This window comes from Lacisediminihabitans sp. FW035 (assembly GCF_054880895.1).
In genome coordinates this window covers 988,622-1,002,707 of sequence record NZ_CM142187.1, presented here as the reverse complement: position 1 = coordinate 1,002,707, position 14,086 = coordinate 988,622, and the positions used below count along the sequence as shown (strand labels likewise).

Genomic DNA, 14,086 nt, shown 5'->3' with positions numbered 1-14,086 from the left:
GCCGATCAGGGGCGCACGGACCCGGTCTCGGCGAGTCGACGTGCGAGCCCCTCGTCCACGATCAGGTCGGTGATCAGGCCGGCCGCGATGGCTCCCCGCAGACTCGGCAGTTTGGCCCGGCCGGAGGCCACACACACCCGCCGCGGCACCCTCCGGAGGGTGTCGAGGTCTGGACCGGTCGCCCGCGAGTTGAGCGCGATGTCCCTGAACGAACCATCCACCCGGTAGAAGACGGTGGCGACATCCCCGACGACGCGGGCCTCGGTGAGGCTGCGATAGTCCTCGGCCTCGAGGTAGCCGCCGATGTAGACATGGCTCGGCACCTCGGCGAAGGGAGACCCGAGTCCGAAGAAGACGACATCCATCCGGGCCTGGATGTCGAGCACGCGCTTCGTGCTCCGCTCGCGCCAGAGCGCCTCCTTGGTGCGCGGATCGTCGAAGAACGCGGGTACCGGAAACTGCTGCACCTGGGCGGAGAACGCCTCGCCGAAATGCCGGAGGATCTCACTCGCGTACAGGATGCCGGTGGTCTGGTTGTTTCCGGCCCCGTTGAGCTGCACGATACGCGAGTTGTGAGTCTCCTTGGGGATGAGCTGGTGACTGACCGCACTCATCGTCGAGCCCCAGGCGACTCCGAGGGTCATGTTCGAATCGAAGAAGCGATTGAGGATGCGCGCCGCCGACATCGCCACCCGCTCGAGGCGATCGATGCTGCTCGTGTTGTCGGGCACTGGGACAATGTGGGCGGTTAGCCCGAATTTCGATCGCAGTTCTTCCTCGAGCTGCGAGGCGCGGCCAAGGGGCGATCGGATCTGGATGTCCACCAGCCCCGAGGATCGGGCATGGCCGAGCAGCCGCGAGACCGACGAGCGTGAGGTGTGCAGCTCGCTCGCGATCGCCTCCATGGTGAGGTCTTGCAGGTAGTACATCTGGGCGGCCTGCAACGCGGTCTCGGACCTTTCGTCGAGGCATTCTTCGGGGTGGGCCATGGTTCCTGATCTCGCACATTCGTGCATCGGCTCTGTGAAATCGTGCTGGGCAGGGAACATCCTACGAAATCGAGCGCTGCACATTTGTGCAACCTTGCCTCAACGAGATCGTGGCCACCGTTGCCTGCCATAAGTTTCTGGCGAGTGCCTGACAACGGCCACCCGGTCGCTGGCGCACTACACAGCCTTGAACCCAACAAAGGAGTCTGGAATCAATGAATCGCACCCTGGTGAAACGCAACGGGTTTTGGCTCGTGCTCTCCCTGGCGCTCTGCCTCGTATCGGCGATCGGCGCCTCGCTCGTGCAGACCTCGGGCGGCTCGGTCACAATTAAGAGCATGAGCTGGGAGACCGAATCCGGGCAGACACTGAGTGCTCTGTTGCTCAAGCCCGCCTCGGCGAGCGCCGATAAGAAGCTTCCGGCGATCGTGCTGGCCCACGGGTGGTGGAACGAGAAGGAGATGCAGGACTCCAACTACGTCGAGCTCGCCCGCCGCGGCTATGTGGTGATGTCGATCGACATGTACGGCCATGGCAGCTCTTCCTCGATGCCCGAGGGCAAGGAGATGGATGCCGCGACCGGAATGTACGACGCGGTGAAGGAGATCTCACGCCTCCCGTATGTCGATGCCTCGCGTATCGGCGTCAGCGGACACTCCAACGGAGCCCGCGCGGCCAACTGGGCCGTCGGTCTCGACAACGCCGCAGACACCCCTCTCATCAAGTCCGTGTACCTCGTCGACAACGACCCGATCTACGCCGACGCGAAGACCGGCAAGTACGTGAACTACTACGGCAACCGCGATGTCGGGCTCATGGCCGACCAGTACGACGAGTTCTTCTTCCGCAGCTATGACAAGAACGGGAAAGCTCTCACGACCCCGCGTCAGTACATCACGACGCCCAACGCGCAGTCCTTCCTGCACTTCGGGGCCGACCCGTCCGGGGAGAGCGCCCGCAGCTCGTACAAGACGTACTCCGAAGACGTCGACGGTCGCCAGGCCATCCGCGTGATCGAGAACCCCGCCCAGACTCACCCCTGGGGACCGATCTCCAAGAGCGAGGTGACCGGCCTGCTCAACTTCTTCGACAAGTCGCTCGGCGCCCCGAACCCGATCGCCTCAGGATCTCAGATCTGGCAGGTCAAGGCGGTGTTCAACGCCCTCGGACTCGTCGGCTTCGGCATCTTCCTTCTCGCCTTCGCTCGTGCCCTGCTCGGCGTACGCCTGTTCGCCGGACTCCGGTTCGACCGGTCGGTCGAGCTCGTCGGCAACAGCCGCACGGGGCTCCGTTGGTTCTGGGGTGGCCTCGTGGTCTCGGCCCTGTTCTCCGGGGTGAGCTATGTGCTGCTCAGCCAGACGACAGCCCTCTCCACCGCGGTCTTCGTCGGCCTCCCGCCGCTGATCCCGCAGGGAGCGGTGTTCTTCATCGGGCTCTGGGCCGCGATCAACGGCATCGCCGCGCTGATCATCATGACGGTGTCCTACCAGCTCTTCGGCAAGCGCAACGGGCTCAGCCTGCGTGAGTCCGGCGTGCTGCCGGGCTGGAGGAAATTCTGGCTCGGCATCCTGCTCGGTCTCATCACGGTCGTTGCCGCCTTCGGAATCGTCTTCGTGCTCGGGTACTTCTTCCTGACCGACTTCCGACTCTGGGTGCTGGCGATCCCGACGTTCACCGCAGACAAGCTGGGAATCGCGCTGATGTACCTGCCGCTGTTCCTGATCTACTTCCTCGCGAACTCGGTGGCGATCAACAGCTTCAACCGCTTCACGATCCGAGGGCGGGAGTGGGGCAACACGGCGGTGCTCGCCCTGTTCAACTCGCTTGCCCCGATCATCCTGGTTGCAGCCCAGTACACGGTCTTCGCCATCACCGGGGAGCTCATTCCCGGCTTCGGCGGGATCTTCTCGATCTGGCTGTTCCCGGTCATCGTGATCCTGTTTGTCACGGCGGTCATTGGTCGCAAGATCTACCGGGTCACCAACAACCCGTACATCGGCGGATTCATCAGCGCTGCGGTCGTGACCGTGATCTCGGTCACGAACACCCTCACCTACCGCTGATCCCTCCGAGCGTCACCGAGGGCCCGACTTCCCAGGAAGTCGGGCCCTCGGCCGTTCGAGAGGGCTAGATGTACTGCCCAGGCAGGTTAGTTAACCGGCTGATGGGTGGCTTTGCTCCGATGGCGGTGTGGGGCCTGTGGTGATTGTATTCGTGGAGCCATGCTGGGAGTGCTGCCCTGCGGGCTGATTCGCTGTTGTAGTGGCGTGAGAATGCCCATCCATCGGCGAGGGTGCGGTGGAAGCGTTCGATTTTGCCGTTTGTTTGCGGTCGGTAGGGCCTGGTCTTTTTGACCTTGATTCCGAGCTCGGCGCAGGTGTCTCGCCAGAGGTGGGATTTGTATGCGGAGCCGTTGTCGGAGAGGACTCGTTCGACGGTGACGCCGCGGTCTGCGAACCATGACACGGCCCGTTTGAGGACGCCGACAGCGGTCTCGGCTTTCTCGTCGCCGTGAATTTCGGCGTAAGCGACGCGGGAGTGGTCGTCGATGACGGTGTGAACAAATGCAGTCCCGATCAGCGGCTGCCGGTACTTGTTTCTCGCCGTGACTGGGGTTGCGCCCCGGTTGCGGTCGCCTTGCTGTCTGCCGACGTATCGCCAGCCCCCGCCATCAGGGATGTTGCCGAGTTTCTTCACATCGACGTGGATCATCGCCCCGGGTTTGTCGTGCTCGTAACGGCGGACCGGTTCCCCGGTGCGAACGTCGACGTGACGGAGTCGGTTGAGCCGGCATCGGGTCAGCACCGCGTGGACGGTCGAGGCCGGGACCCCGAGTCGGGCGCCGATCCCGACCGGTCCGAGACGTTTCTTCCACCGCAGATGAACGATCTTGCGCACTATTTCCTGGCTCGTGCGGTTTGGTGACCGGTGCGGCCTGGAGGAACGATCCTGGACTCCGTCCCGACCCATCGCCGCATACCGATCGGCCCACCGCTTCGCGGTCGGCCACGACACGTGGAAGAACGCGGCCGCATGAGCGACCCGCCAATTTTCATCGACGATCAACCGCGCGATGCGCAGCCTTTGAACAGGAGTCAGAGCAGCATTAGCGTGAGACACGAAGACCTCCGGAACGGTTGGGGAACTAGACAGCTCCACCCTCCACCGGAGGTCTTCGTCATTTCAAGACGTCACACACCAACCAACGTCGCTGGGCAGTACAGCTAGACGCGCGCCGTCTTAACGAGGTGCACCAGCACTCCGTGCTCGGGATTGAGGATGGGCATCGGAAGCCCCACCTCGCCGAGGAAACGCCCGGTGGCGGTGAATGCTCCGGGGATCCAGCCCACGTTGCCCCGGTCGCCGTACGGTGACGTGGCTGTGGGAAAGATCACCCGCACGTCGTAGCTGGTGTCGGGGTCGAGCCCGGGGAAGCCCACCTGACCCGGGATCTCGTCGAACGAAGTGGCGACGCTCACGAAGGAATACAGGGCTTCGCTGCCGTCCTGAGCGACCGTGCCACTCAGCTGATAGGCCGGGTCTACGAGGTCGCCGTGGACGGCGACTCCGGAGTGGATGAGCGCCCGGTGCTTCTTGTAGAGCGCGACCGCCTCACTGAGCTCGAGCAGGTCGGATTCGCTGAGGGTGCGCACGTCCCATTCGATACCGAAGTGGCCGAACATGGCCGTGATCGCACGGAACGAGAGCGAGTGCGTTCGCGCCGTCGTATGTGAGGTGGTGGGACCGACGTGAGTTCCCACCAGTTCCGGGGGCAGGATCGCCTCGGTCCAGCGCTGGATGGTCTGCCGCTCGAGCGCGTCGTTGCAATCGGACGCCCACACGCGGTCCGTGCGCTCCAGGATGCCGAGGTCGACGCGTGCTCCGCCGGAGGAGCAGCTCTCGATCTCCACCTCGGGGTGCGCCCGTCTCAGGTCGTCGATCAATCGGTACGCGGCAAGGGTCTGCTCGTGCGTCGAGGCCGCGCCGTCGTGTCCCATCTCGGTGAGGTCGCGGTTCTGGTCCCACTTGAGGTAGGAGATGGCGTTCTCGGTGAGCAGGGCATCGAGGCGATCGAAGACGTAGGCGAAGGCATCCGGGTTCACCAGGTCGAGCACCTGCTGGTACCGCCAGTCCACCGGGGTGCGGCCGAGCCCTGCCCCGCTGATCCACTCGGGGTGGGCGCGGATCACATCGGAGTCCTCGTTGACCATCTCCGGCTCGACCCACAGGCCGAACTGCATGCCTCGGGCCCGCACGGCGTCGATCAGCGCGGTGAGGCCACCCGGCCAGACATCCTCATCCACATACCAGTCGCCGAGTCCTGCCTTGTCGTTGCGACGGTGACGGAACCAGCCGTCGTCGAGCACGAAACGCTCGACGCCGAGGAGCTCGGCGCGATCGGCCAACTCGACGAGGCTGTCGAGGTTGTGATCGAAGTACACCGCTTCCCAGGTGTTGAGAACCACCGGCCGCACTGTCGACGGATGCTGCGAGCGGGACCGCAGCCAGCGATGGAAGGTCCCGGTGATGCCGTCGAGCCCGTGCGCCGAGAACGATGCGTAGGTCCAGGGGGTCTCGTAGGACTCCCCCGGCGCGAGCAGGATCTCACCGGAGCCGAGCAACTCGGCGTTGCCGATCAGCGCAGGGCCAGTCGGCGTCTTCTCCACTGCTGTGACACGGTTTCCGCTGAAACCGAAATGGGTCGCCCAGACGGAGCCGGACCGATTGCCGAATCCGGTGGTGCCCACCGCGGTGAAGAGCGACGAGTCGTGGCCGGTTCGGCCGTGGCGGTACTCGCGCAGCCAGGTGCCCTGGCGCACCGACTGGCGCTGCGGATGCTGCTCCCGGCACCAGCGACCGGTCAGGTCGAGGATCTCAGCCGCCCCGAGCCCGGTGGGCAGGGCCGTGCTGAGGGACTGCAGGGCGAAGTCGTCGCCTCCGGTATTGGCGAGCACACTGCGGATGCGCAGCATCCCCTCGTCGCCAAGGTGCACCTGCACGGTGAGGACGAGGCCGGCGGCGGGGTCCGTCATCGTCACCTCGTGGCCGTCCGGGACGAGAGGGCGGGATCCGGTGGTGACGAGGGCGGGCGAGAACGCCCGTCCACCGGCACGATGCCCTTCGAGCGCGGGGCGGCCGCGCCAGCCGGTCGACGATTGGGGCACCAGATGCTGTGCCGGCGGCTGGTCGAGCGCCGAGTGAGCGACCGGGCTTGTCGCGAAGGCAGCGGGGATCGCCTCACCGAGGTCGGCCCCCCAGTGGACGACGACGGGGCTCGGACCGGACAGGTCGAGCACCAATGCCGCCCCTCCGCCGCGCAGATTGACGATGGAACTCATGCAATGACCTCTCGAACGACGGCGACACCGCCGGCTGGAACGGTGAGGGTGCCTCCCGTCGGCACTCCCCCCAGGAGCTCCAGGCCCGCCACGGTGACGGCCGCGTCGGTAGAGCCGTGGTTGATGGCGAACATCCAGGTGCGGTCCCCGTCTGAGCGACGCATGATCTCCAGATCGTCGGACGACTTCTGCGGAACGGCGATTCCTGTCGCGTCGAGGATCTCGGTCACCAGTTCGCGAGCGCCGGCCGCCGAGAGGGACGTCGCGACGTAATAGGCGGTACCGGCGCCGACCCGATTGCGGGTGACGGCCGGCGATCCGGCCGTCGGACCGCTGGCGAATTCGGCCAGCACCTCCGACCCGACGGATCTGCCCAGCTCGCCGAACACACGCCCGGTGCCGTAGCGGGTGAGCTCCACCTCTTCGCCGGCGTGCAGCGGATAGAACTCCTCGATGCGAGTGCCGGTGAGCTCGAGGAATGCGCCGGGGTATCCCCCGAGCCGCACATGGTCATCCTCATCGACGATGCCAGACTGGTAGGTGACGACGACGGTGCCACCGCCCTCGGTGAAACTGCGCAGGTTCGCCGATCCGGCATCCGTCATCAGGTACTGCATCGGCACGATGACCAGACCGAAGCCGGACAGGTCGTCGCTAGAGCGACGGAAGTCCGTCGTGACGCCCAGTCGATAGAACACGTCGTGCCAGAGCCGGGTCTCGGCCATGAGGCTCGCATCGATGGAGGGGTGAGAATCGAGCTCGCTCGCCCAGCGCGCATCCGTGTCGTGGATGATCGCGACCGATGATCCGACGACCCGCGATCCGACCACCTCCGACAGTTTTGCGAGGTGGGCACCCAGCTCCACGACCTCGCGCCAGATGCGGGAGTCGGTGCCAGCATGGGGAAGCATCGCGGAGTGGAACTTCTCCGAGCCTGCCTCGGCTGCACGCCACTGGAAGAAGAGCGCCGCATCCGCACCACGGGCGATGTGCTGCACAGAGTTGCGTCGCAACTCCCCCGGCACCTTCGCGATGTTGCGCGGCTGCCAGTTGACCGCCGAGGTGGAGTGCTCCATCAGCATCCAGGGCCCGCCGGAGGCGAGGCCCCGCACGAAGTCGGACACCATCGCGAGATCCTGGAAGTTACGCGGATCCTCCCCGATCAGGTAGTGGTCGTTCGAGATGATGTCGAGGTGGTCCGCCCACGCCCAGTAGTCGATCGGCTGCGAGAGCCCCATCGAGAAACCCATGAAGTTGGTGGTCACCGGCAGCGACGAGTGCGCCCGCAGGATGTCGGCCTCTGCCCGATAGCAGTCGAGCAACTCGTCGGACGAGAATCGCGCGAAATCGAGGGTCTGGGTGGGATTGACCGCGGCGCCGGACAGGCGCGGCGGCGTGATCTCGTCGAAGTGGTAATAGTGCTGGGACCAGAAGGCCGTGCCCCAGGCCTCGTTCAACGCATCGATGTCGACGTACTTGCGCTCGAGCCACCGCTGAAAAGCAGCCCCGGATGCCTCGCAGTAGCAGGGCTGGTTGTGGCAGCCGTATTCGTTGTGAACGTGCCACATCACGACGGCCGGATGCCCGGCGTAGCGCTCGGCGATGGCCGTCGTCAGCGCGGCGGCGGCGCGGCGGTACTCGACGCTGGAGCCACAGAAGGCCTGGCGGGATCCATAGCCCAGTCGCACCCCGGTGGCCGTGACGGGGAGCGAGAGCGGGTAACGGTGGGAGAACCATGGCGGCGGGGACGCGCTCGCGTTGGCGAGATCCACGCGGATGCCCGACTCGTGCAACAGGTCGAGTACCTCGTCGAGCCAACCGAACTCGTATACGCCCTCCGACGGCTCGAGAAGAGCCCAGCTGAAGATGCCAATGCTCACGAGGTTGACCCCCGCCACCTTCATCAACGCCACGTCTTCCCGCCAGATCGACGGGTCCCACTGCTCCGGGTTGTAATCGCCCCCGAATCCGAAAGCGGGGGTGCCGTCAGCGGTAAGCCGTGACGAAATCGAGAGCATTCCCTATCCTTTACTTGCCCCGAGCGTCAGCCCGGCGACGAATTGGCGCTGGAGGGCGAGGTAGATGATGAGCGTGGGGATCACGGTGATGATCGCGCCTGCTGAGAGCAGGTTGTAGTTCGACAGGAACTGGCCCTTGAGGTTGTTCAGCCCGGTAGTGAGGGGGAGCATATCCCCGCTCTGGATGAACAGGAGTGGCCAGAAGAAGTCGTTGTAGATGAAGATCACCTCGAGGGTTCCGAGGGCGGCAAGCGCCGGCCGGGTCAAGGGCATGATGATCGACCAGTATTGACGCCAGATGCCCGCTCCGTCGACGAATGCCGCCTCGGTCATGTCACTGGGCAGTGCCTTCATGTAGTTCGAGAGCACGAAGGTGCAGAAGCCCACCTGGAAGGCGGTATTGACGGCGATCACCGCGAAGTAGGTGTTGAGAAGGCTTCCCGATCCACTCACGCTGTACGGCAATTCGAAGTGCTTGAACATCTCGAACAACGGGGCCGCGAGCACCTGGGGAGGTAGCAGGTTGCCGGCGGTGAACATGATGAGAAGCGTGACGTTGAACTTCCAGTTGAACCGGCTCACCGCGAACGCCATCATCGACGCGAAGAACAGGGTGAGGATCACCGTCGGCACCACGATGATCGCGGAGTTGAAGAGCAGCTTGCTGAAGCCGCCCTGGTTCCACGCGGTCACGAAGTTCGCGAAGTTGAAGGATCCGCCGAAGCTGAAATAGCCGTACTTATCGGTGTCCGCTTTCGGCCGCAACGCGGTGAAGACGGCCCACCCGAGCGGGATGAGCCAGACCACAGCCATGATCATCAGGAAGATGTGCGTGCCGTAGTGCGGACGCTGCACCGAGCCGACCTTCTTCGAGGATCCCGATCGAGAGGGAGTCGCAGGCTTCCGCGTGGTGACTGTTGACATTAGGCGTCCTTCTTGAAGGTACGGCTGAGATAGATGACGATCGGCACCAGGGACACCACCAGGAGGATCACGGCAAGAGCCGAGCCCACGCCGATGACCTGGCCCTCGCCGACGAGGTTCTGGATCACCAGCGCGCTGATGAGTTCCAATCCGTTTCGACCGCCGTTGATGATGTAGACGATGTCGAATGCACGCAGCGACTCGATGATGGTGATGACCACGATCACGATGTTGATGGGGCGCATGACCGGGAAGACGATCCGGAAGAAGGTCTGCACCGCGTTGGCCCCGTCGAGAGACGCGGCCTCCCGGAGGGCCGGGTCCACTCCCTTGAGGCCCGCCAGATACAGGATCATGACGTAACCGGCGTGCCGCCAGGTCGCCGCAATGAGTGCGGCCCAGATGTTGATGTTCGGATCACCGAACCAGTCGATGGCCCGAGGTGTGCCGGAAGTGCCGAGCAGGAAGTTGAGTAGGCCGTTGTTCTGAGAGTAGAACAGCTGCCAGATGACGCCGATGAGGACGAGCGACAGCATCACCGGGGCGAAGAAGATGCTCTGGTAGATGCGTGAGCCGCGGATGTTCTGGTCGAGCAGGATCGCGAGAAGCAGCCCGATGGGCGTCGCGATCACGGCCAGGAACACCAGCCACAGGATGTTGTGCTGGAGCGCCGGGATGAATGGGGGATAGTCCTTGAACACGAACTCGTAGTTCGCGGTACCGGCCGGACGGATGTCGGAGAAGGCGAGCCCGTTCCATCGCACGAACGACAAGAGAATCGACAGGACTGTCGGAATCCAGATGAAGATCAACTGGATCAAGGTGGGAATCGCCACCATGACGGCCAGCACGATCTTGTCGCGCCGAGTGAGCAGGCTGTAGCGGCGACGCAGCCGGCCAGGAGCTTTGATGCTCCTGGCCGGCGCGAACGCGCCGATGGGGGTGTCGGCCATGATGCTTTCTTGTTACTTGGCTTCTCTTACTGGGCTGCGTACAGCGCTTTTGCCTGCGCCTCGAGGTTGGCGGTGTCGATCGTGCCGTCCTTCAGGAAGCCCTGGAGCGCGGGGATCATGACGTTGTTGGCCATGGCCGGCAGCGCATCCCGGTCGAAGAACTGGCTGATCGACTTCGCGTTGCCGATCACATCCGCGAGCTTCTTGTTGAATTCGCTGTAGCCCGAGGTATCAGCACCCTTTGCCGTCATGAGGTTCGACTTGTCCACCGAGAAGTACGCCTCCTGGCCGGCCGGGGTTCCCATGAACTGCAGGAAGGCCTTCGCGGCGGGGTTGCTTCCACCCTTCTTCGAGAGCATGAGGCCGTCGATCGGGGCCTCGACCGCGGTCGTGCCCTCCTCGGCGATCTCCGGGAAGGGGAAGAAGTCGATGTCGGCGAGCACCGTCGCATCGGTGAACTGCTGGGTCACGAAGGAGCCCAGCAGGTACATGCCGGCCTTGCCCTCCCCGAGGAGTTGAGCACCCTCCTGCCAGGTGAGACCGAGCGCGTTCGGCGACTGGAACGGCAGCATCTGCTTCCAGTTGTCGAAGACATCCTTGACCTTCTTCTGATCCCAGGACTCTTTGTGAGCCGTCAGGTCCATGTGGAACTTGTAGCCGTTGGTGCGCATGTTGATGTAGTCGAACGTGCCCATCGCCGGCCAGCCGTCCTTGTCAGCGAAGGCGATCGGTACGAGCCCGTCGGCCTGCATCTGCTTGGCGAGGGTGATCAGGTCGTCGAACTTGGCCGGGACGGTGTAGCCCTTCGCCGCCCAGACGCTCTTGCGGTAGAAGAAACCCCAGGGGTAGTTGTAGTTCGGCACGAAGTACTTCTTACCGTCGTCCGCAGTAGATGCCTTCGCAAGGCCCTCGCTGAAGTTGTCGCCGATCTTGTCCCACACGTCGTCGATCGGAGCGGAGAGACCCTTGGCGGCGTAGTAGCGCATGCGGTAGCCGGCGAACCAGGTGAACGAGTCATCCGGGCTGCCCTGCAGGTAGGTGTTGATGTTGTTCTGGAAGTCGTTGTGCGCGACGGTGTTGGTCTTCACCGTGTCGCCGGACTTCTTCTGGAACGCCGCGACGACGGCCGCGTACGCGCGCTTCGGGACGTCATCCGATGCGCCGGATCCGAGGGTGGTGGTCTTCGACCCGGAGGCCGGGGTGCTTCCGCCGGGGCTGCAGGCGGCGAGCATGCTGATGGCTGCCACTCCCACTCCGCCGGAAAGCAGTGCGCGCCGATTGAGCTGGCTGCTGCTGATGGATCCGAGAACGCTCGATTTGGCTGAGGTCATCGTTATTACTCCTTTGTAATGTGCCGTGCTGTGAAAATCAGGACAGGTACAGACTGGCCCTCGTCACGGGCATTTCGCTAGGGACGATGTCTCAATCGCGCGTCGGGATCCAGTCGGTGCGTCCAATATACGCCCGCGGCGCCCTCTCGTCTACACCAGTAGATTCGACACGCGAAAAGTCGCAATCCCGCCGGATCCGATGGATCAGAGAGGTACGCAACCGCAGGATTGGCGCACGACGAACTCTGCGGTGAAGGACCGATGCTCCGGCTTGGCGCCCGCCGGGCGACCGAGTGCGGTGATCGCGGCTCGTGCCATATCGTCGACGGGCTGGCGCATCACAGTGAGCGGCGGCCAGCTGAATTCCGACTCGGACGACCCATCGAAGGAGACGACGGCCATGGCCCCCGGAACATCGATATGCGCCTCGTGCAGCGCGCGGAGGAGACCGATGGCCAGCAGGTCGGAGATCGCATAGATCGCCGTCGGGCGGTCCGGGTCGGTGAGTAGCTCCATGCCGGACTGGTAGCCGCCATTGCGCCCCCACTCGCCCCGCACGACGGGCCCGAGGGGCAGGCCGGCCGCAGTCAATGCATCCGCCCAGCCCTGTTCGCGCGCGACGGTGGTCAGCCCCCCGGGGACGCCGGAGATGAGCCCGATCCGACGATGGCCGTGGGAGATCAGGTGTTCCACCGCGACGCGGGAGGCCTCGCGGAAGTTCACCCCGACGCTGGAGAACCCGGGCAGCAATTCGGACCGGTCGAGCATGACGACCCGCACATTCGCGGCCTTCGCGCTGCTGAGGTTGGGGTCGTCTTCCGTGCTGGCGAGCAGCAGTCCGTCGACCTGGCGCGAGATCAGCTTCTGCACCTGCTCGTGCTCCTGGCCCTGCGCCAGGGCCGAGTTGGTGAAGATCACCGAAAGCCCATCATCGGTGGCGGCCTTCTCGATCGCCCGGGAGAACTCCGCGAAATACGGGTTCGCGCTGTCGGAGACCACGAGGCCGACGATCTCGCTGACCCCGAGTTTGAGGGCACGGGCCGCGGCGTTCGGGCGATAGCCGAGGCTGCTGATCGACTCGAGCACGCGGGCTCTGGTCGCCGGCGCCACATTGCGCGGCCCCTCGTTCACGACGTAACTCACCACGGCCGTGCTCACTCCGGCGTGGAGTGCCACGTCCTTGCGGGTGATCGAGGGGCGATCCTCGGGCGGTGAGAGCATTGCATCCTCTTCGACGTAGCGATTGCACCAGCTCCATGCGCACAACCTGGCCAAATCCTACCCTCGGCGCGATTCACCGGTAATGCGGCGTGGCTAGCTCCATGTCATCGCGGCGGGCCCCGAGGCCCCGCGCGTTCGGAGCGACCCGGGCGACGATCGGGCGCAGAGTCAACCATCGGGCGCGCGGTTGGCCCGGCCGCCGCCACGCGGTTGGCCGAGCCACCGCCGGGCGGTTGGCCGAGCCACGGCCGGGCGGTTGGCCCGGCCGCAGATACGGAGAAAAATTGTGCACAATGCAGTTGTGCACAATGCGCTAGGGTGGATCTCATGAGCCCAGCCCCAGCATCCGCTCCGATGCTCGATGAGCAGATCTGTTTCGCGCTCTACAGCGCGTCGCGGGCCATCACCGCGCGGTACCGGGAGCTGCTCGCGCCCCTCGGTGTCACGTATCCGCAATACCTGGTGCTGCTGGTGCTGTGGGAGAGCGACGCGATCACTGTTTCCGAACTCGGCGAGCGACTCCACCTCGACTCCGGCACCCTCTCGCCGCTGCTCCGCCGACTCGAGGGCGCCGGCCTGGTCTCGCGGGCCCGCCGCAGCGACGATGAGCGCAGTGTCGTCGTCACGCTCACGACAGACGGTGACGACCTGCGGATGCTCGCCGCCGGCATCCCCGAGCAGGTGTGTGCCGCCACCGGCTTCGATGTCGCCCAGATCGGCGCATTGCAGCAAGCGGTCACCTCCCTCGCGGCGCACGTCCGCGGCTCGCTCTGACACCGCGCACTGACCCCCACAGACTCGCACTGACGACACGGGCGGACCCGCCCCTCCACAGGAAAGAGAGAAATCAATGCCCACTCGCACCGCACGCACCGCCTGGAACGGCAGCCTCGAGACCGGCGGAGGCCAGGTGGAACTCACCAGCTCCCAGCTCGGTACCTACGACGTCTCCTTCCCGAAGCGCGCTTCGGAGGAGGCGAACGGGTTCACGAGCCCGGAAGAGCTGCTCGCCGCGGCACACTCCGCCTGCTACGCCATGCAGTTCTCGGCCGTGCTCACCGCAGCCGGCGGTACCGTCGAGGCGCTCGACGTGAAGGCCGACGTCTCCCTCGGGGCCGACCCGGCCGGCGGATTCCGTCTCTCCGGCATCCACCTGACCGTGCGCGGAGAGGTGTCGGGCATCGACAGCGCCACCTTCATCGCGGCCGCAAACGACGCCAAGGCCGGATGCCCCGTGAGCAAGGCCCTCACCGGCGTGGAGATCACCCTCGACGCCCAGCTCGAGGAGTAGTCCCGCGATTCGACTTCCCG

Annotated in this window: 11 protein-coding genes; 3 read left to right on the top strand and 8 right to left on the bottom strand. The window is 64.9% G+C overall.

Features of this window, described 5'->3' with window-relative positions; all coding sequences use genetic code 11:
* Positions 1-5 precede the first annotated feature (5 nt).
* Entirely contained in the window at positions 6-989 is a 984-nt protein-coding gene (locus ACVXZ4_RS04880) for a sugar-binding transcriptional regulator (protein ID WP_461797113.1), read from the bottom strand.
* Between the two features lie 215 nt (positions 990-1,204).
* Between ACVXZ4_RS04880 and ACVXZ4_RS04875 the strand changes: the two genes are divergently transcribed.
* On the top strand, positions 1,205-3,052 hold the full coding sequence (locus tag ACVXZ4_RS04875; RefSeq protein WP_461797112.1) for a CocE/NonD family hydrolase: 1,848 nt from the start codon (positions 1,205-1,207) through the stop codon (positions 3,050-3,052).
* A 64-nt stretch (positions 3,053-3,116) separates the two neighbouring features.
* On the opposite strand, the gene ACVXZ4_RS04870 is transcribed toward ACVXZ4_RS04875, so the two are convergent.
* The 7 genes from ACVXZ4_RS04870 to ACVXZ4_RS04840 form a co-directional block, all read right to left on the bottom strand.
* A complete protein-coding gene (locus tag ACVXZ4_RS04870) occupies positions 3,117-4,109 on the bottom strand; it encodes an IS481 family transposase (RefSeq protein WP_461797111.1) in 993 nt (330 codons plus the stop codon).
* 104 nt (positions 4,110-4,213) lie between these two features.
* Complete coding sequence (locus ACVXZ4_RS04865) at positions 4,214-6,328, bottom strand: alpha-galactosidase (protein WP_461797110.1); 2,115 nt, start codon at positions 6,326-6,328, stop codon at positions 4,214-4,216.
* Entirely contained in the window at positions 6,325-8,346 is a 2,022-nt protein-coding gene (locus ACVXZ4_RS04860; RefSeq protein WP_461797109.1) for a beta-galactosidase, read from the bottom strand. The genes ACVXZ4_RS04865 and ACVXZ4_RS04860 overlap by 4 nt, the downstream gene beginning before the upstream one ends.
* 3 nt (positions 8,347-8,349) lie before the next feature.
* Positions 8,350-9,270 carry a carbohydrate ABC transporter permease gene (locus ACVXZ4_RS04855; RefSeq protein ID WP_461797108.1) on the bottom strand — a complete coding sequence of 307 codons (921 nt, stop codon included), beginning with the start codon at positions 9,268-9,270 and terminating at the stop codon, positions 8,350-8,352.
* Positions 9,270-10,223 carry a carbohydrate ABC transporter permease gene (locus ACVXZ4_RS04850; RefSeq protein WP_461797107.1) on the bottom strand — a complete coding sequence of 318 codons (954 nt, stop codon included), beginning with the start codon at positions 10,221-10,223 and terminating at the stop codon, positions 9,270-9,272. The genes ACVXZ4_RS04855 and ACVXZ4_RS04850 overlap by 1 nt, the downstream gene beginning before the upstream one ends.
* 26 nt (positions 10,224-10,249) lie before the next feature.
* On the bottom strand, positions 10,250-11,554 hold the full coding sequence (locus tag ACVXZ4_RS04845; RefSeq protein ID WP_461797106.1) for an ABC transporter substrate-binding protein: 1,305 nt from the start codon (positions 11,552-11,554) through the stop codon (positions 10,250-10,252).
* Positions 11,555-11,758: 204 nt separating this feature from the next.
* Positions 11,759-12,775 (bottom strand): LacI family DNA-binding transcriptional regulator, encoded by a 1,017-nt coding sequence (locus ACVXZ4_RS04840; RefSeq protein ID WP_461797105.1) that lies wholly within the window; start codon positions 12,773-12,775, stop codon positions 11,759-11,761.
* 327 nt (positions 12,776-13,102) lie between these two features.
* Between ACVXZ4_RS04840 and ACVXZ4_RS04835 the strand changes: the two genes are divergently transcribed.
* Positions 13,103-13,549: a MarR family winged helix-turn-helix transcriptional regulator gene (locus ACVXZ4_RS04835; RefSeq protein WP_461797104.1), complete on the top strand. Its 447-nt coding sequence runs from the start codon at positions 13,103-13,105 to the stop codon at positions 13,547-13,549.
* 76 nt (positions 13,550-13,625) lie between these two features.
* Entirely contained in the window at positions 13,626-14,066 is a 441-nt protein-coding gene (locus ACVXZ4_RS04830; protein ID WP_461797103.1) for an OsmC family peroxiredoxin, read from the top strand.
* Positions 14,067-14,086: the final 20 nt, after the last annotated feature.